The organism is Paracidovorax cattleyae (genome assembly GCF_900104515.1).
GTDB classification, from domain to species: Bacteria; Pseudomonadota; Gammaproteobacteria; order Burkholderiales; family Burkholderiaceae_C; genus Paracidovorax; species Paracidovorax cattleyae.
The window spans coordinates 64035-80084 of the sequence record NZ_FNJL01000008.1; the positions used below are offsets into that span (position 1 = coordinate 64035).

The window sequence follows — 16050 nt, forward strand, 5'->3', positions numbered from 1 at the left end:
ACAGCTTAGGAGCCGGTGCCGGGAGGGGCGCGTGGGGATGCGAAGCCGCGCGACGGCTTGCGAAGCCCTCTGCGCCGCGCGCCGTGCGGCGGACTCCTTCGCCTTTCGGGCCATCGCTTCGAGCCTGGAGCCGCTGTCCGGACAGCGTCCGTTTGCAATGGCGATGCGGGCACCACCGCGCGCCGGACCTGTCGCCCGCGCGCGGGCCGTGCCCTTCGATTGCGCTCCCGGACCGCTGCGCGGCCCCGGGCACTCCCCTTCAGAAAGGAACGACGATGTCACTCCCCCGCACCGCGGCAAACGAACTGGTCTATACCCATGGCTACTACGAGATCCTGTCTCCCGGCGTGATCGCCACCGCGCTGGAGTCGCGCGGGCAACGCGCCCCCGACCTGCAGGATCCGCTGTGCTATTTCGAACTGGGCATGGGCTTCGGTGTCTCGCTGCTCGCCAATGCGGCGAGCTTTCCGCACATGCGATTCTTCGGCAACGACTTCAATCCCGCCCACGTGGCCTATGCGCGGGATCTGGCCCGCGATGCGGGGCTGTCGAACGTGGAAGTGTTCGAGGACGGATTCGAGGAGCTGCCCGACCGCGACCTGCCCATGATGGACTGCATCGTGATGCACGGCGTGTATTCCTGGGTGTCCCCGGCGCTGCGGCAGGCGATCGTGCGCTTCATCGAACGCCGCCTCAAGCCCGGCGGCGTGGTCTATGTGAGCTACAACACGCTGCCCGGCTGGGCCCCGCTGCTGCCGCTGCGCGAGCTGTTCCACCTGCATGCCTCGCGCGTGGCCGACCCCGGGTCCGGTGCCGCAGAGCAACTGCAGGGGGCACTCGATTTCATCGAGCGTCTCGCGGCCTGCGAGGGCGGCTACGTCCAGGCCCATCCCGCGGTGGCCGAGCGCCTGCGGCACGCGCAGGCGGAGGGACCGAACTACGCGTTGCACGAATACGTCGGTCCGGACTCCCATCCGCTGTACTTCCACCAGGTGGCCGCGGAATTCGAGGCGGCCGGACTGTCGTTCGCCGCTCCGGCTCTGCTGGCCGAACAGGTGGATGCGGCCTGTGTGCCCGAGGAACTCGCCGCGTTGCTGGAATCCACGGCCGATCCCGTGCTGCGGGAAACGCTGCGCGACTACGGCCTCAACCGCTCTTTCCGCCGGGACCTGTTCGTGCGCGGCGCCCAGGCGCTCGCCCCTGCCGAGCAGACCGCGCGCATGCTGGAGCGGGAGTGGCTGCTGGCTGTGCCGCGCGATGCCCTGCCGCAATGCGCGGCCCTGCGACTGGTCGGACATCTGCTGGGCGAGGCGGCCTGCGCGGATCTGCTCGATGCGCTGGCCGGGGGGCCGGTGCGGCTGCACGATCTGATGGGCAGGCCGCTGCCGGGCGGCCTGCCTGCACAGTCCGTTCACGAGGCGCTGATGCTGCTGTCCAGCAGCGGCGTGGCGATGCCGGCACTGCCTGCCGCGCTGCGCGCCACGGCACGCGCGTCGGTGCAGGGGTTCAACGCCGCGGTGCTGCAGCGCTGCGGTGCGGACGGCACGCGCCACCTTGTGTGCGGAGCCTCCGGGCTTGCGATCGAATGGACGCCCGCCGCGCTGGGGCAGATCCGCGCCGCGCAGCGCCATGGCGGCGACCCGGACGCCATCGCGCGCGCCGTGGAGGAATCGCTGGGCGGCGACGGCGTGCTGGATGCCGCCGAGCTGGCGGAGAGCGCCCGGCGCTACCTCGCGCAGCGCGCCCCGCTGCTGCGACGCCTGGAGGTGGTGTGATGGCGCAGCCTGCATACCGTATGCCTGCCGCCTGCCGCCTGCTGGCCGGCGTGCTCGGTCTGTCGGCCGGCGCGGCCATGGCGGCGGGTGCCTACGACTGCCAGCTGCCCGGCGGTGCGGCCGTGCTCGTGGTGGGCGCGGACATCGCGCAGCGCTTTCCCTCCATCGGCAGTTCGTGCAACGCGGCCGCCTGGACGCCCGCACGCGACGTCGCGCTCCCCGGCTGGCCCGACACCTCCTCGATCGCCGCCACGCGCGTGATCCATGCGCCGGTGCCCCGCGACATCTACGCGCCCACGGCCGGCGCTGCGCTGCCGGGCATGCGCTGGCCGGAGGGCGGCGCGCGGCGCGGGCCCGGCATCAGCCCCCGCGCCGAAGCGCTGTCGCCCATCATCGAGTCCGCGGCGCAGCGCCACGCCATCGATCCCCACCTGGTGCGCGCGGTCATCCAGGTGGAATCGGGCTACGCGCCCCGCGCCCGGTCGCCCAAGGGCGCGATGGGACTCATGCAGCTCATGCCCGCCACGGCGGCGCGCTTCGGGGCCGCTTCCGAGGACGACATCCTCACCCCCGCGGTGAACGTCGATGTGGGCGTGCGCTACCTCCGGTTCCTGGCCGACCGCTTCGGCGGCCGCACCGACCTCGTGCTGGCGGCCTACAACGCGGGCGAGGGAGCGGTCATCCGCCATGGCTACCGCATTCCTCCCTACCGCGAAACCCAGGACTACGTGCGCAAGGTCCTCGACCTGTACCCGATGGCGAAGCGCTGAAGAAAAAAGGCGGACCGAGCGGTCCGCCTTCGTGTGGCGACGACACCAGGCGACGGCCCCGCGAGGGCCGTGTTCGCCGCGCCTACTGCAGCAGGCCCTGGAAGCCCGCGACCTCCTTGTGCGCGGGTGAGGCCACCGGCGCCAGGGCATCCGGCAGGGGCAGGTCGGACAGCAGCCATTGCACCAGCGTACGGACCCCGAGCCGCGATGCCAGGGCACCCGCATCCTGCGACAGCGTCGCGGCCCGGTCACCCAGGTCCTGCTGCGCCAGCGCGCGGGCGGCCTCCAGCAACAGCGCCAGGCGGTCGCCGTCCGCAGCCGCGGGGTCGGTGTCCGGCAGCGTGTCCAGGCGCCGTGCGGCCCGGGGAATCTCGGCCAGGCGGACCAGCCCGGCGATCAGCGTGGGCGAAGGCCGGGCGTTGTCGAAACCCCTCTGCGCATCCACCACCAGCCAGTCGTGTTCCAGGTCGATGTCCACGAGCCGGGGCAGCGATGCCGTGCCGTCATCGGCATGGCCGGTCAGGCGCTGGAAATCGGCGGTGCTGGCGAACACGTGCGTGAGGCGGCCTTCCACCAGCATGCGCAGCGTGTGGTTGGCGACCTTGCCATGCCGGGCCCCGGCCATCGATTCCAGCCGGATCAGCAGGCCGTGCATGGCCATGTGCAGCAGCGCCAGCGAATTCATGCCGCGCGAGAAGCGCAGCTGCGAGGACACCCACAGGCCCGACGCCTGCGGAAAGCCTTCATCCAGCAGCAGCGGCGGCTCGACGAGCGAAACCAGCCGCAGCTGCACGCCGGGCCGGCCTCCGCAGGACACGAGCCGGTTCGCGCCGGAGCGCCAGGCCGCCGGGATGGCGGACGGCTGGAGAGTCGGGGTCAGTGTGGGTGCGTGCATGGTGCCACCTCGGTGGATGGGGAAACGGTGCCGCACTCGCGGCGGCGGAAGGGGTAGGCGGTCTTGCGCGTGCCGCCCTGCGGCTCGAGCCGGTAGAGCAGGTCGCCTTCGCGCTCGCCGGCGCGCTGCCAGCCGTGCCGGTCGAGGAAGCGCAGGCATCGGGCGTTGTTCCGCTCCACTGCCACCGTGATGCCCGGCTGCAGCGCGAACAGCCACGCCAGGGCCGGCTTGAGCAGCAGGGCCCAGCGCCCGTGGTGCGAGGGCAGCACGGCGATGTGCGCCTCCTCGCCGTCGAACAGGATGCCGCCGATGGGCTGTCCGTCGGCCTCGAAGCCGATCGATGGGCAATCCGCGTAGAACGCCGCGAAGCGCTCGCGTGTCACGGTTTCCGTATAGCCCTGTTCGCCATAGCGGGCGGCATCGGCGTCGTAGAAGACGCCCAGGTCCGCCCGGTCGGTCAGTTTCAGCATGGAATGCTCCCTGCGCGCGGCCGCGGTCATGCCGCCGCGGCGGCGGGTTCGTCCTCGGGGTCCATCTGCAGCAACTGGCGCATCGCCTTGCGGACGTGCGAGTCGTCGCTTTCCAGGCACTGCTGCGCGTGGTAGTGCCATGTCGGGTCGCCCAGGATGTTCAGGCACAGGGCCTTGAGCTCCGGCGCGGTGTCCTCGCCCAGGGTGTTCAGGTACTGCAGGGCCTCGGTGATGTAGCCGCGCTGGATGGCGATCAGCACCGGGAAGATCAGGTGCTCCTCGGTCTCGGGGCTCAGTGCGTTCATCTCGTCGAGCAGCGTTTCGGCCTCGTCGAGGCGGTCGTCGCGCAGCGCCTCCACCAGGCGCACGGCCAGGGCGGCGACGGGGTCATCGGGAAGTTGGGTTTCGTCCATGGCTTGGCGAGCCTTTGCAAAGGGAGTGGATGGGGCGCCGGACCGGGGCGGAGTACAGCCGCCCGGTCCGGCAGCCGGGCCGCTTCAGGCCCGGATCTGGTAGTGGCTGATCTGGGTTTCGATCTGCACCTGCAGCGTTGCCGCCGCGGAGCCGTCGACCGGCGGCAGCTTGCCGGCCAGGCCCTGCTCCACGCTCTGGCGCGCGGCCAGGCCGATGGCGCCCTGCACCGCGTCGAAGACGCTGCGCGAGGCCTGCTCGATGGGCTGCAGCGCTGCGTTGCGGGTGATGGCCGCCAGGTCGCCGCCCAGGGCGCGGCCATTGCTGCCACCGCCCTGCAGTCCCTGCAGCAGGCGCTGCCCGATGGCATCGGTGGCCTGGCGCGTGGCCTGGTCGATGGCCAGTTCGATGGACAGACCCATCTGCTGCCGGATCTGCGCGGCCGCGCGGCGGGCCATCTCGACCGGGCTCTGTCCGGCGGGGGCATCGCTGTCCGACGCCTCCGACAGGGATGCAAAGCCCTTGAGCGACGATGCGTCCAGCTGGCCGAGTGCGCCCTGGATGCCTTCCAGGATCGTGCGCGCCATCACCTGCTGCACGAACTGGTCCACTGCGAGCAGGATGGCGCCCTTGGCCGCAGCCGGGGCGGTGGACGGCGACATCGACGGCACTGCGCCGCCCAGGCCGCGCTGGCGGCCCGTGAAGGCATGGTTGACCGCGGCGCCCGCCACGCCTGCGGCGGCTTCCGTGCCGATGGCGCCCAGGCTGGAGCCCAGTCCCGTACCCGTGCCTGCGTCCAGCGGTGACAGTTGCTGGTAGATCGCGCCCTGGACGGCGCTCTGCGCCGAGAAGTTCACGCTGGCGAGCGCGGCGTCCGCCGCGGCGGTCTGCACGCCGCGGAGGTGCTCGGCGGCCGTGGCGCGCGTGCCGTCGGCGCGGCGGCGGCCGGCGGTGGCCTGGAAGAGGGCGGCGTTCGCTGCGCTGTCGAAGGCGCTCGCCCCGGCTTCGCCCACGCGCGAGTCGCCGTTGGGGTCGAGCGTCATCTGCACCTTCAGCGTGAGCGTGGACACCTGTTCCTGCGCGAAGCCGAGGGCGGCCGTGCGCGCCGTGTCCTGCACGGCGTGCCTGGCGCCCTGCAGCATGCCCGTGGCACCCGTGCCGCTGCCCACGAAGCGGCCAGCGCGCGATCCACCCAGGCCGCCGCCCACCGCCGCGCCCACCATGTCGGTGGCGAATGCGCCGAAGCGCGAGGTGCCATGCGGATCCAGCACCTTGGCGGCGAGCTTCGTGGCCTCCTGTCCGGCCAACCCGATGGCGGCATCCACCGCCATGCGGGCCATGTTCTTGGCCACGCCGCCGGGGCCGAAGTTGGACGCCGTGTCCATCACCCCCATGGCCAACTGCGTCAGGCCCTTGAACGCCTTGGCGAATTTGCCCTTGGCGATGCCCTTGGCCGTGTTGACCACGCCGTCCTTGATGTTGGAGAGGCCTCCTTCCACGCTGTCCACGACGGAGTCGGCAAGCTTCTGCGCGGTGTTCTGCATCTTGCGCAGCATCTTGTCGAGCGCTCCGTCGAGCAGTGTGTTGGCCGCCATGGCCGCCGGCATGAGGTTCATGGCGCCGCGCGCCATGGTCATGGTGGCGTCGGCCAGGTTCTTGAGACCCTGGGCCGCGGCCTTCAGGTTCAGCGTGACGATTCCCTTGGCGATCTGGCCGACGCTGTGGACGGCTTTTTCGATTCCCTTCCCTATCGCCTGGAAGGCTTTCTTGATGGCACTCATAGGTAGTAGCTCCTGGTGGTTGACGTGGAAAAATGCACCGGCGCACCCAGGCACTTTCACCATCGCAAGGGGGATCGTGGATCGGTGGACCAACGCGGATTCCACTGTGCGTGGGCGGCCCGGCGTGGCGGGCAGGCCGTGCGATGGCATGTAAGAAGATGCGAAGCGGCCGGCCCTCCGGCGCGGCCGGGTGACAATGCAGCGCATGCTGTGTCCGCATGCGTTCCCTTCCCACCCCTGGCAGGCGACCTTTTCCGGTTTCCGCTGGCGCAAGCCTGCGCGCTGGCCCCCCTCGCGCCCCATGCCGGGCGCCATCCCCCTCAGTCCGTCCGGAAAGCGCCGCGACTGCCGCTCGCCCGGGTGCCGGAACCGTCCCTTGAAGGGGCCGACGGAGCTATGACGGGGAACCCGGTGAGGTCCCGCAAGCTGATGCGCTCTCGGGAGGCCAGGGGATGGTTCTCCGGCATCACACACCTGTCCGTCCCGAACTCACTACCTCGACTTCCAGATTGACGTGCTCCAACGGGAGAACTGCGACGGCCAGATCTGCCTGATTACTCAGAAGAATGCGGGGCATGTCAGCAAGCGTGCATACCCGCAACTGCACTTGCACTTTCGGGGGGGCTTGCCAGGAAGCGTGCAACGGCTTTCGCGGTGAGGCGGCATGATGCATCGACATCACACCAAAATTCATGCGTTGCATAATGATTAACGATCTGAAACATAATGGATCGGAGGTGGGATGACGGCGGGGCATGACCGGCACCGCGCTGCTCGGCTGCCATGGGCTTCGCCCTGCGCCGCCGAGAAGCCCAGTGAAGCAGACCCTGGGTGGGTCAGATTTGAATCGGCGTTGACATGTGGCCGCGCGCTACCCCGCTTCCACCCCGAGCGCCATGTGTGCCGCCCTGGCCATGGCCCTTATCTTCCAATGAATTTTTCACTTCCTGACCGACGCTTGCCGGCGCCGGATACATCCCTTCGGTGGTGATGTCATATGTGCGGGCGATTCGGCGAATATCTCGAACTTCGACGGTCTGCAAGGCGCGATGACGAGGACTGGATCGAACGTTCTCGCACAGGGAAAACGTCGGCCGTGACCAGAAGCGAATTGCGAAGCTGCCTGTTCGCAATCCGAGAAATCTGTTCAGATGCCTTGGCTTGTTGGCAAAGGCCGTGTGCAACGATTATCCGGAATAGCCCGATGCGTCCGCGATGGTGTAAATGGGAGCGCCGCCAAACGGTCACCTTGATGCACTCTCATCAAGGATTTTTCATTTCTTTAAAATTACTTTTTCCCAAGAAGGAATGGCCATGGATTACTCTGTTAACAAGACGCCGACGGGTTCTCGGTGGAAGCGGTCAGAACAAGTAACAGAGTCACAGTCGAGACATAGGGGATCGACCCAGGGAACGCCAACACCGCACGGCATGCCATCCCCGTTGAGGCAAGGGCATGGCTATTCAGGGTCATCCGCCAGACCAAGAGCCTCCAATCTGCCCAGAGCAAGGGCAGGGACGCACGAGGCACGGCGTCAAAACGAGGCAGGATCATCTTCCAGCCTGCCTCATAAATCACCGGTGGCGAGCGATAGGACTTACAAGATAATCAATCCGAAGGAAAGTTCAGAACTGTATAAAAATGTAGAAAACATGGTCGGAATCATCGATACGCCTGGAACTGATTGGGAAGCTTTACGCGCAGGCCCTCGCGATTGGGGCTCGGAGCTGATGGTGCGGTGCTCAGATGGCATCGTCCGCAGATATCCGCCGTTCGAGAGCTCACCCAGTCCGAACTATCTAGGCCACATTAAATCGGGTTTTATTTACACCGTTCCCTCGGATCGAGTCACTCAGCGCTTTGGCGCAATGGAAGCTACCAGTGATCAGCGGCTAGCGTTTATGGTGGATGGCTATGCGGTGAGCCCGATACGTATCGGCGACTTCGACGCGTATCTAATGCGCAATGGTAAATTCATGGTCCCTCAGCCTGGTTTTCGCGATTGCACGTACGCATGTGAGCTGATGATGAGATTGGATCATGATAGTACTTTAATCGATAGCGGCAGTGGCCCACGAGACGGGGGTACGCGAAGGACTATGGAAGATATTGTGAAGTCTCTTCGTGAGAAGACTGGAAAAGAACCTGCTCTGTTCAGCTACGAAAATATCATCTACAAGAGAAACCTGATGGGAGGTTTGCATCAGACCCGGAAAGATGCACTTCGGGATCTCGGCGAGAAAATAGATCGAATGGGATCCTGTATAATTTCAAAAGGCGGACACGTCGTGATGCTGGATGGCGTGAGGGAACACAAGGGAGAATTTTATTTGAAGATCAGGGAGCCTTTTCACGCAGAAAGCGTGGAATTCAAGGACACGAAGGAGTTCTTTAGAAAACCGGATGGAACGAAGGACAAGGTTGATCTTGAAGCCATTTTTCTGGGGTGACCGTGGATCTTTTTCATGCGCCTTGGGGATGGAGTGAAGTTACGCGGAGCCAGAACCTGCCTCGGCGGAAGGTTTCATCCCGTACCGGGTCTGGCACCAATATAGGGAAAAAGCGCTCTGATCCTCGTCGGGTATGTCAACGACTGGCTTGTCGATGGGTCAGAGGTACTTTTTGAAGCTCCCAGCCGCGATATCCATCGCGACCCCGAGCAGCACCGCCGCCGCAGCACCAGTCCGTCCACGAAGCCTGCGAACGCCGCCAGGATGAAGAGCGGCAGCGGCAGGCACAGCACGAGCAGGTCCACCATGAACACCAGCACGGTGTAGCGCGTGGCGCCATCCCTGGTCCGGCCAGAACGGCGCCATGCCCACGCACTCGACCACGATGCACAGCATGAGCGAGCCACACAGCACGCCGAAGCAGCGGAACGGCAACGTGACGAGGCCAATCTGTTCTTCAACGTGCTGGCCAAACGCTGCGAGCACGGCTCGATGGTGCTCACCAGCAACCTGCTGTTCCCGCGGTGGCGCAGCCCTTCGCCGACGACCAGACCCTCACAGCGGCCATGCTCGACCGTCTGCTGCACCACGCCCACATCGTGCAGATCCGCGGCGAGAGCTGCCGATTGAAGGACAAACGCAAGGCCGGACAGACGGCAGGGAGGGTGACGGCGGAGGGATGACCGGCACCCTAATGAACGTGATCCACAGGAGGAAATCGATCGCTAAAGCGAATGACACCTTGGCTGCCGGTCGCGGTGCTCAACTCATGCGGTCCATCGCATACACCCAAGCGGTCCAACGCTTACCTTGGACGAACTGCCGGCGATCTGCCTTGCCTGAAGGAATTGCTCCAGCAATGCAAGACCGCTGGAAGTCTCCGCGGCGGGTGATAGAAGTGTAAGGAAGGGCCGCATGGGGAAAGCCGCGCCGCCAGGCTAATAATGATCTCCGGAGCAGGCGATGATGCGCTCGATGAGCCAGCGTCCTGCCGGACCCGGCGGTGCGTCAACCCGGTAGACGGCCGACATCGACATACTCACCCCGTCAGCGGGTTCCTCCTCAATGCGAAGCCGCACCAGCCTCCCGCTGTCCAGATCCACCTGGACCGTATGCAGGGGCATGCCTCCCCAGCCGAGCCCGTTGAGCAGGAATGCCCGCTTGGCGAAGAGGTCAGCCAGTTTCCATGTTTTCGGGGACAACACGCCAAAATCCCGGCCTTTCGACAGATCGGATCGGTCTGTCAGCACCAACTGGACATGATTGGCAAGCTCGCCATGAGGGATAACACCCTCATAGGCAGCCAGGGGATGGTCGGCGGCTGCCACCATGGCGAACGCTATATTCACCAGGGGTTCAGTCACGATGCCGGGCGGCGTTAGTGGTACGAAACCTACGATACCCACGCTGGCCTGCCGGTCAAGTACAAGCCGGAAGGTCGCACCCAAAGCCTCCACGTACACGCGCAAGGGTACTGCCGGGAACTGCACGCGAAATTCCCGGGCCACGGCTGCGAGCGCTTCGATCGGAAAGAAGACATCCACCACGACGGATAGCTCTGGCTCCAGTCCTGCCGCCATCCCCCTGGCACGGGACTTCATTAAATCGACTCCAGCCAGAACCTCCCGCGCATTGCCGAGAAGCGCCTTGCCTGCGGCCGTCAGTTGGGGGTAGCGGCCGGTGCGATCGAACAACGGGACACCCAATTGCTCCTCCAGGCCGCGCACCAGTTCGCTAATGGCCGATTGCGCGCGGCCCAGACGACGACCGGCCGCCGAGAAACTGCCTTCGTCCACAGCAGCCACGAACGTTCTGAGCTGGTCGAGCGATACACCTTCGAGCATGCCTTCTCCATATCCAGAAGTATCTAAATTTCAGATGGAATGCATAGGAATATAGCGTCTATGCAGATGCTTCGGGGGGTGGAATCATCCCATCACCCGTTCAGCCCATGCCCGGGAGCGTCCTATTTCACTGGAGAAACTTCATGACAACCATCCTGCACATCGATTCCAGCATCCTTGGCGAGCACTCCGTCAGCCGAGGTCTCACGGCGGATATCGTCGATAGGCAACGCGCATTGCATCCCGGTGCGTCCGTCCTGCGCCGCGACCTCGTGGAAGATGCCTTGCTGCATCTCGGCCCCAGCCACCTCGCTGTGTTCCAGGGAGCCGCGCCGTCCTCCCCGGCGCTCGGTAAGGATATCGCGCTGGGCGGCAGCTATATCGACGAACTGTTCGCCGCTGACGTCATCGTCATTGGTTCGCCCATGTACAACTTCTCGATCCCCAGCCAGCTCAAGGCATGGCTGGACCGTGTGCTCGTTGCGGGTCGCACCTTCCGCTACACGGAGCAAGGTCCGGAGGGTCTGCTGCCCAGGGGCAAAAAGGTATTCATCGCCTCTGCCCGCGGCGGCGTTTACACCGGCGCGAGTCCGGTAGCAGCCCTGGATCACCAGGAAAGCCTGCTGACGGCGGCACTCCACTTCATCGGTCTGACCGACGTGACCTTGGTTCGCGCCGAAGGTCTGGCGCTCGGCGATGACGCCAAAGGGGCGGCCATCGCTCAGGCGAAGAACAGCATCGCGGCAATCTCCGACTGACCCCTACCGCCGCCGTGTCCTGAACGTTACGAGCGTGCGGGATCGCGGCGGCAGAGTATCCGCAGGAAGGACTTCCGCATGGAGATCAGCATCCACAGCTTTGCGGCGCTATTGCCGGAAGCATCCACCGGCCACGTGCCCAGCCCGGCGCAGCGGCTGGCGGCCCTGCTCGACGAGATCGCGCTGGCAGACGAGGTCGGTATCGACGTGTTCGGCATCGGTGAACACCATCGCTCCGACTATGTCGATGCATCGCCTGCGGTGATCCTCGCAGCAGCAGCCTCGCGCACCCGTCGAATTCGGCTGGCCAGCGCCGTATCGGTACTGAGCACGGTCGACCCCGTACGCCTGTTTCAGGACTTCTCCACGCTGGACCTGCTTTCCCAGGGCCGCGCAGAGATAACGGTCGGGCGCGGCTCCTTTGCCGAGGCCTATCCCCTGTTCGGCCATGCCCGTGATGATTACGACGCCTTGTTCACGGAGAAGCTTGGCCTGCTCCAGCAGTTGAACAGGCAAACACACGTAACCTGGTCCGGTCGCTTCCGGGCCGCCCTCACAGGCCAGGGGGTTTATCCACGACCGTTGCAGGAGACGCTCCCGGTCTGGGTGGGCGTGGGCGGCACACCACAGTCTTTCGTTCGTGCCGGTGCAGCAGGGTTGCCGTTGATGGTCGCCATCATTGGCGGTGACCCCGCGCGCTTTCGTCCTCTGGTAGACCTGTATCGCCAGGCAGGGCGCCAGGTTGGCCACCCACCCGAGAAATTGAAGGTCGGGATCCATCTCGTCGGTTTTCTGGCCGACACGTCCAGGGTGGCCCGAGATGCCTTCTATCCGGGATGGCTTCATGCGTTCACCCAGGTCGGTAAGGAACGCGGATGGGGGCCTGTGACACGTGAGCAATTCGACGCGGCGTGCAGCCCGTCTGGCGCCTTTCTTATCGGCGATCCTGAAACAGTGATCGACAAGGCCCGGGCCATATCGAAAACGCTTGGCGGTGTAGACCGCCTGGCATTCCAGATGAGTTCCGCCGCTGCGGGGGTGGAGACCATGGCCCGGTCAATCAAACTGATAGGAACGCAAGTGGCGCCCGCATTGCGCGACCTCCCTCGTCCACGCTCATAGAGTAACTATCATGACCCATACACGAGGCCAAGCCAGCAAATCGCGGACTGTTCAGTATCGCACCCCAGGGCATCGCGCAGGCCCGGTCACTCGCCTGGTGAGCCCGGGCGATCTGGGTGAGCACCTGAAACCGTTCGTTTTCCTGGATCTCTTTGAATTCACATCTTCGGGGGGAAGGGGGTTTGTGCCCCATCCGCACTCCGGCATTGCCACACTCACCGCGTTCTTCGAAGGGCGTATGACCTACGGCGATACAACGGGTAAAAGCGGCACGATTACCGATGAATCCGTGGAGTGGATGCGCGCCGGTAGCGGCGTCTGGCATGGAGGGGAAGCCTCTCCCGGCCGCCTCGCGCGCGGATTCCAGTTGTGGGTGGCCTTGCCCCCTGAGTTGGAACTGACGCCAGCTGAAAGTCTGTACATCGAGGCCGATCAGATACGCCATGAAGGTCCAGCCCGCGTCCTGCTTGGCCATTACCGCGGCGCGGTCAGCCCGATCGCTGCACCAACCTCGATGACCTATCTGCACGTGAAGCTGGCCGACGGCGAGAGCTGGACCTACCGCCCAGCGCCAGACCATGACATCGCCTGGCTCGCAACGAACGCCGGTCAACTGGAAGCGGGCGGCGCAGTCCTCGAACGGGAACTGGCGGTCTTTTCCGACGGAGCGGGCGACATCGAGATCGCCGCGCGGGGCGCCTCCGAATTCGTGATTGGCTCGGCAGCCAGGCATCCCTATCCACTTATCAACGGCTCCTACTCGGTCCATACCAGTGCCGCTGCACTGGCCGAGGGGGAGCGCACCATCGCCACCCTCAAGCGCAGTCCCGCGTTCGCCGCACTTGCAGCCCGCCGACCACACGTTCAAAGATAAAAGAAGAAACGAAAGGGATGCCTCCCACGTGACATGGTTCTTCCGATCCTTGCACGCAGTTCGGCCTGAAGGCCATCCAGAACGAGATTCGCCAGTGTTGGCGGGATGATGCTTCCTTGCGGATTACCAGCTTCGGTTGAGAAAAGTTGCCGATCTTCCATGTATCCGGCTTTGAGCCATTTTTTCAGGATCGTGCGATCGCCGGTAAGAACCACCACACCGGCACGCGCGCGCTCTGGTTGTTGCGCGTGATGAACGCGTTCGACCAGCGCGTGTCCTGGGGAACGGCCACATCGACCTTGCACTGCTGGGAGCGGCTGGCATCGAACTGTATCGTCGAAAGATCCATGTCGATGAAGGGGATGCCGGCGAACAGGATGACCACCACGGCCGCCCACACGCGGTTCTCGATCCGGGCGGACTACAGCACACCTTTCATGCATAGCGTGTTGGGCATGATGGGAGTCGCGGGGCGGTGTCGGCTGCAGGCAATGGGCGCAGGCGCCGCTCCGCATTCGGGAGCGATAGGGCCGCGGCGAGGGCATCGCATCGACAGTGCCACCCTTGGGCATTACACTCGGGCGAATCCGGTTCGCAGGCTGTGCAAGGGCTGCTGATCCTCCAACGACCAAACTGGCCGAGCACCATGACCTGCAGCGCATCGTTCAACGTAGCCAAGTGGTGGCGCTTCTCGTAGAAGCGGCGCACCGCTGCGGTCCTCACGACTGCAGGTTTGCCGCCCTGACCGGTGGCGGCATGTTCCCAGCTCCCGGCACGGCGGCTCTCACCAAGGAGAGTGTCTTGCCCCCAGTACCCCATCGCTTCTATGCCATTCTCGCCGGACGAGCGGGGGAATGGTCTCGTGCGCCGGCGGTCCGGACATCCCAGGCGGATGGACGACTCGCCACCGCCTTGCTGCGCGCAGAAGCGTCCGCGTCCTGCAGGCCGCGGAGGTTGCGCCGGTGCAACGGCAAATCAGGTTTAGAGGCACTGCGATGGCGTCGAGCGACCAGGCCATTGAGATCCGCTGCGAATGTGTATATCGGCGTGTATATCTCCGAGTGCCACGGAAAAATTTATCAATTAAATCAAGGACTTAAGTCTATGACAGTTCTGATGATCGACAACTACGACAGCTTCACCTACAACATCGTCCAGTACTTCGGAGAACTGGGCGCGGAAGTGGAAGTGCACCGCAACGACGAGATCACGGTGGAGGAGATCGCGGCCCGCAATCCGCGCCACCTCGTCATCTCGCCCGGCCCGTGCTCACCCGCCGAGGCCGGCGTCTCCGTGGAGGCGATCCGCCACTTCGCGGGCAAGCTGTCCATCCTGGGCGTGTGCCTGGGCCACCAGTCCATCGGTGCGGCCTTCGGCGGGCGCATCATCCGGGCACGCGAACTGATGCACGGCAAGACCAGCACCATCACCACCACCGGCCAGGGCGTGTTCGCCGGCCTGCCGGAGCAGTTCACCGTGAACCGCTACCACTCGCTGTCCATCGAGCGCGAGTCATGCCCCGAGGCGCTGGAGATCACGGCCTGGACCCAGGATGGCGAGATCATGGGCGTGCGCCACAAGGAGCTTCCCATCGAAGGCGTGCAGTTCCACCCCGAGAGCATCCTCACCGAGCATGGCCATGCCATGCTGAAGAACTTCCTCTCGGCGAAGGCGTGACCGCCATGGACGCCTCCCTGGTTTCCCTCTTCAAGTTCAAGCGCTGGTCCAATGGCGAACTGCTGGCGCTGGGCATCGCCTCGCGCGACCAGCTGCCTGCGGACGACTTCCGTACCTTTTCGCGGCTGCTGAACCACACCTGGTGCGTGGACCGGATCTTCCGCGCGCACCTCACGGGCGATGCGCAGCGCGCCCCGCTGGCCACCAACACCGAGGAAACGCCGGCCCTGGAGGCACTGCTGCCCGAGGTGCAGGCGTCCGACGACTGGTTCGTGCGGTACGTGGAAGCGCTCGATACCGGTGCGCTCGCAGAGCGCATCGCCTTCCGCTTCACCGATGGCGACACGGGCACGATGTCGCGCGCGGAAATGCTGCACCACCTGCTGCTGCACGGCACCTACCACCGCGGCGCGGCCGGGCGCATCCTGGCGGTGCACGGCGTGCAGCCACCGCGCGACGCGATCACTACCTTCCTGCACCGCTTCGAGCCCGGCCGCCGCTGGTAGCCGGCAGGGATTCGCCATGCCGGATTTCCACCATCTGCTGCTCTTCATCGCCGCGGGCTGGCTGCTGAACCTCACGCCCGGCCCCGACGTCTTCTACATCGTCGCGCATGCCCTGCGATCGGGCGCGCGCGCCGGCATCGTTGCGGGCCTGGGCATCACCGGGGGCTGTTTCGTCCACGTGGCCGCCGCGGCGCTGGGTGTGGGGGCGCTGCTGGCCACATCGGCCACCGCGTTCTCCGTGCTCAAGTGGGCCGGTGCGGCCTACTTGGTCTGGATGGGCGTGCGCATGCTGCGCGCCCGGCCGGGCGGCGGCCTCGCGGCCGTGGCCCGCACCGCGGGCCCGGCGGGCGAGGGCTCTGCCGCGGGGGACGCCGCGGCCGGCATGCCGCTGCGCAAGATCTTCCTGGGCGGCTTCTGGACCAACGTGCTCAATCCCAAGGTGGCCATCTTCTTCCTGGCGTTCGTCCCGCAGTTCATCGCGCCGGGCGCGGAGCACAAGGCTCTGGCCTTCGTGCTGCTGGGCACGCTGTTCAACCTGAACGCGGTTCCCGTGAACGTGGGCTGGGCCCTGGCCGCTGCCTGGATGGCGCGCCGCGCCGCCCTGGTGCAGCGCCGCATGCACTGGCTCGACCGCGCGGCCGGCGCCATGTTCGTCGGCTTCGGCATCAGGCTTGCGCTGTCCGAACGGCCCGGCCCCTGAATCTCCCGATCTCCAG

16 protein-coding genes and 3 pseudogenes are annotated in these 16050 nt (G+C 65.6%); 10 read left to right on the forward strand and 9 right to left on the reverse strand.

Going from position 1 to position 16050, the window contains the following annotated elements; translation table 11 throughout:
- Positions 1-275: 275 nt before the first annotated feature.
- Positions 276-1775: a class I SAM-dependent methyltransferase gene (locus BLR05_RS08175; protein ID WP_092833585.1), complete on the forward strand. Its 1500-nt coding sequence runs from the start codon at positions 276-278 to the stop codon at positions 1773-1775.
- Positions 1775-2545, forward strand: coding sequence for a lytic transglycosylase domain-containing protein (locus BLR05_RS08180; protein WP_092833587.1), 771 nt, complete (start codon positions 1775-1777; stop codon positions 2543-2545). Before BLR05_RS08175 ends, BLR05_RS08180 begins: the two co-directional genes overlap by 1 nt.
- Positions 2546-2627: 82 nt before the next feature.
- Here BLR05_RS08180 and BLR05_RS08185 read toward each other — a convergent pair whose 3' ends face one another.
- From BLR05_RS08185 to BLR05_RS25780, 5 genes are all read right to left on the reverse strand, one after another.
- Positions 2628-3440: a hypothetical protein gene (locus tag BLR05_RS08185; RefSeq protein ID WP_092833589.1), complete on the reverse strand. Its 813-nt coding sequence runs from the start codon at positions 3438-3440 to the stop codon at positions 2628-2630.
- Entirely contained in the window at positions 3422-3910 is a 489-nt protein-coding gene (locus tag BLR05_RS08190; RefSeq protein ID WP_092833591.1) for a GNAT family protein, read from the reverse strand. The genes BLR05_RS08185 and BLR05_RS08190 overlap by 19 nt, the downstream gene beginning before the upstream one ends.
- Before the next feature lie 26 nt (positions 3911-3936).
- Positions 3937-4323, reverse strand: a complete 387-nt coding sequence (locus BLR05_RS08195; RefSeq protein ID WP_092833593.1) for an HrpB1 family type III secretion system apparatus protein — start codon at positions 4321-4323, stop codon at positions 3937-3939.
- Positions 4324-4407: 84 nt separating this feature from the next.
- The gene (locus tag BLR05_RS08200; RefSeq protein ID WP_092833595.1) at positions 4408-6102 is read right to left on the reverse strand and encodes a hypothetical protein; all 1695 of its coding nucleotides are present in this window, start codon (positions 6100-6102) and stop codon (positions 4408-4410) included.
- A gap of 836 nt (positions 6103-6938) precedes the next feature.
- The gene (locus BLR05_RS25780; protein ID WP_143015876.1) at positions 6939-7145 is read right to left on the reverse strand and encodes a hypothetical protein; all 207 of its coding nucleotides are present in this window, start codon (positions 7143-7145) and stop codon (positions 6939-6941) included.
- Between the two features lie 610 nt (positions 7146-7755).
- On the opposite strand from BLR05_RS25780, the gene BLR05_RS25785 reads away from it, so the two are divergent.
- Complete coding sequence (locus BLR05_RS25785) at positions 7756-8553, forward strand: hypothetical protein (RefSeq protein WP_143015877.1); 798 nt, start codon at positions 7756-7758, stop codon at positions 8551-8553.
- A gap of 74 nt (positions 8554-8627) precedes the next feature.
- Here the strand turns inward: BLR05_RS25785 and BLR05_RS27740 are convergent, their stop codons facing one another.
- Positions 8628-8861 carry a hypothetical protein gene (locus tag BLR05_RS27740; RefSeq protein WP_434802838.1) on the reverse strand — a complete coding sequence of 78 codons (234 nt, stop codon included), beginning with the start codon at positions 8859-8861 and terminating at the stop codon, positions 8628-8630.
- Between the two features lie 19 nt (positions 8862-8880).
- A pseudogene (locus tag BLR05_RS27745) lies at positions 8881-9039 on the reverse strand (TIGR03747 family integrating conjugative element membrane protein); the annotation flags it as partial.
- On the opposite strand from BLR05_RS27745, the pseudogene BLR05_RS08210 reads away from it, so the two are divergent.
- A pseudogene (locus BLR05_RS08210) lies at positions 8989-9236 on the forward strand (ATP-binding protein); the annotation flags it as partial. The pseudogenes BLR05_RS27745 and BLR05_RS08210 overlap by 51 nt on opposite strands.
- A 255-nt stretch (positions 9237-9491) precedes the next feature.
- Here the strand turns inward: BLR05_RS08210 and BLR05_RS08215 are convergent.
- Positions 9492-10397 (reverse strand): LysR family transcriptional regulator, encoded by a 906-nt coding sequence (locus BLR05_RS08215; protein ID WP_092833597.1) that lies wholly within the window; start codon positions 10395-10397, stop codon positions 9492-9494.
- Between the two features lie 143 nt (positions 10398-10540).
- Between BLR05_RS08215 and BLR05_RS08220 the strand changes: the two genes are divergently transcribed.
- The 3 genes from BLR05_RS08220 to BLR05_RS08230 all read left to right on the forward strand — a co-directional run bounded on the left by BLR05_RS08220 (position 10541) and on the right by BLR05_RS08230 (position 13151).
- Positions 10541-11155 (forward strand): FMN-dependent NADH-azoreductase, encoded by a 615-nt coding sequence (locus tag BLR05_RS08220; protein WP_092833802.1) that lies wholly within the window; start codon positions 10541-10543, stop codon positions 11153-11155.
- A gap of 78 nt (positions 11156-11233) precedes the next feature.
- Entirely contained in the window at positions 11234-12277 is a 1044-nt protein-coding gene (locus BLR05_RS08225; RefSeq protein WP_092833599.1) for an LLM class flavin-dependent oxidoreductase, read from the forward strand.
- Between the two features lie 10 nt (positions 12278-12287).
- The gene (locus BLR05_RS08230) at positions 12288-13151 is read left to right on the forward strand and encodes a pirin family protein (protein WP_092833601.1); all 864 of its coding nucleotides are present in this window, start codon (positions 12288-12290) and stop codon (positions 13149-13151) included.
- 187 nt (positions 13152-13338) lie between these two features.
- Here the strand turns inward: BLR05_RS08230 and BLR05_RS08240 are convergent.
- Positions 13339-13572 (reverse strand): annotated as a pseudogene (locus BLR05_RS08240) (conjugal transfer protein TraG N-terminal domain-containing protein); the annotation flags it as partial.
- A 683-nt stretch (positions 13573-14255) separates the two neighbouring features.
- Between BLR05_RS08240 and BLR05_RS08245 the strand changes: the two are divergent.
- Genes BLR05_RS08245 through BLR05_RS08255 form a run of 3 tightly spaced genes read left to right on the forward strand, consistent with a single transcriptional unit; the run spans position 14256 to position 16034 of the window.
- Complete coding sequence (locus BLR05_RS08245) at positions 14256-14828, forward strand: anthranilate synthase component II (RefSeq protein ID WP_092833605.1); 573 nt, start codon at positions 14256-14258, stop codon at positions 14826-14828.
- 5 nt (positions 14829-14833) lie between these two features.
- Positions 14834-15334 carry a DinB family protein gene (locus BLR05_RS08250; RefSeq protein ID WP_092833804.1) on the forward strand — a complete coding sequence of 167 codons (501 nt, stop codon included), beginning with the start codon at positions 14834-14836 and terminating at the stop codon, positions 15332-15334.
- Between the two features lie 16 nt (positions 15335-15350).
- The gene (locus BLR05_RS08255) at positions 15351-16034 is read left to right on the forward strand and encodes a LysE family translocator (protein ID WP_092833607.1); all 684 of its coding nucleotides are present in this window, start codon (positions 15351-15353) and stop codon (positions 16032-16034) included.
- Positions 16035-16050 lie beyond the last annotated feature (16 nt).

Coding starts and splice junctions, on each gene's coding strand:
- BLR05_RS08195 (WP_092833593.1), bottom strand. CDS start 4,323: ATGGACGAAACCCAACTTCCCGATGACCCCGTCGCCGCCCTGGCCGTG.
- BLR05_RS08180 (WP_092833587.1), top strand. CDS start 1,775: ATGGCGCAGCCTGCATACCGTATGCCTGCCGCCTGCCGCCTGCTGGCC.
- BLR05_RS08185 (WP_092833589.1), bottom strand. CDS start 3,440: ATGCACGCACCCACACTGACCCCGACTCTCCAGCCGTCCGCCATCCCG.
- BLR05_RS08225 (WP_092833599.1), top strand. CDS start 11,234: ATGGAGATCAGCATCCACAGCTTTGCGGCGCTATTGCCGGAAGCATCC.
- BLR05_RS08245 (WP_092833605.1), top strand. CDS start 14,256: ATGACAGTTCTGATGATCGACAACTACGACAGCTTCACCTACAACATC.
- BLR05_RS25785 (WP_143015877.1), top strand. CDS start 7,756: ATGGTCGGAATCATCGATACGCCTGGAACTGATTGGGAAGCTTTACGC.
- BLR05_RS08175 (WP_092833585.1), top strand. CDS start 276: ATGTCACTCCCCCGCACCGCGGCAAACGAACTGGTCTATACCCATGGC.
- BLR05_RS08190 (WP_092833591.1), bottom strand. CDS start 3,910: ATGCTGAAACTGACCGACCGGGCGGACCTGGGCGTCTTCTACGACGCC.
- BLR05_RS08200 (WP_092833595.1), bottom strand. CDS start 6,102: ATGAGTGCCATCAAGAAAGCCTTCCAGGCGATAGGGAAGGGAATCGAA.
- BLR05_RS08250 (WP_092833804.1), top strand. CDS start 14,834: ATGGACGCCTCCCTGGTTTCCCTCTTCAAGTTCAAGCGCTGGTCCAAT.
- BLR05_RS08220 (WP_092833802.1), top strand. CDS start 10,541: ATGACAACCATCCTGCACATCGATTCCAGCATCCTTGGCGAGCACTCC.
- BLR05_RS27740 (WP_434802838.1), bottom strand. CDS start 8,861: ATGGTGGACCTGCTCGTGCTGTGCCTGCCGCTGCCGCTCTTCATCCTG.
- BLR05_RS08215 (WP_092833597.1), bottom strand. CDS start 10,397: ATGCTCGAAGGTGTATCGCTCGACCAGCTCAGAACGTTCGTGGCTGCT.
- BLR05_RS08255 (WP_092833607.1), top strand. CDS start 15,351: ATGCCGGATTTCCACCATCTGCTGCTCTTCATCGCCGCGGGCTGGCTG.
- BLR05_RS08230 (WP_092833601.1), top strand. CDS start 12,288: ATGACCCATACACGAGGCCAAGCCAGCAAATCGCGGACTGTTCAGTAT.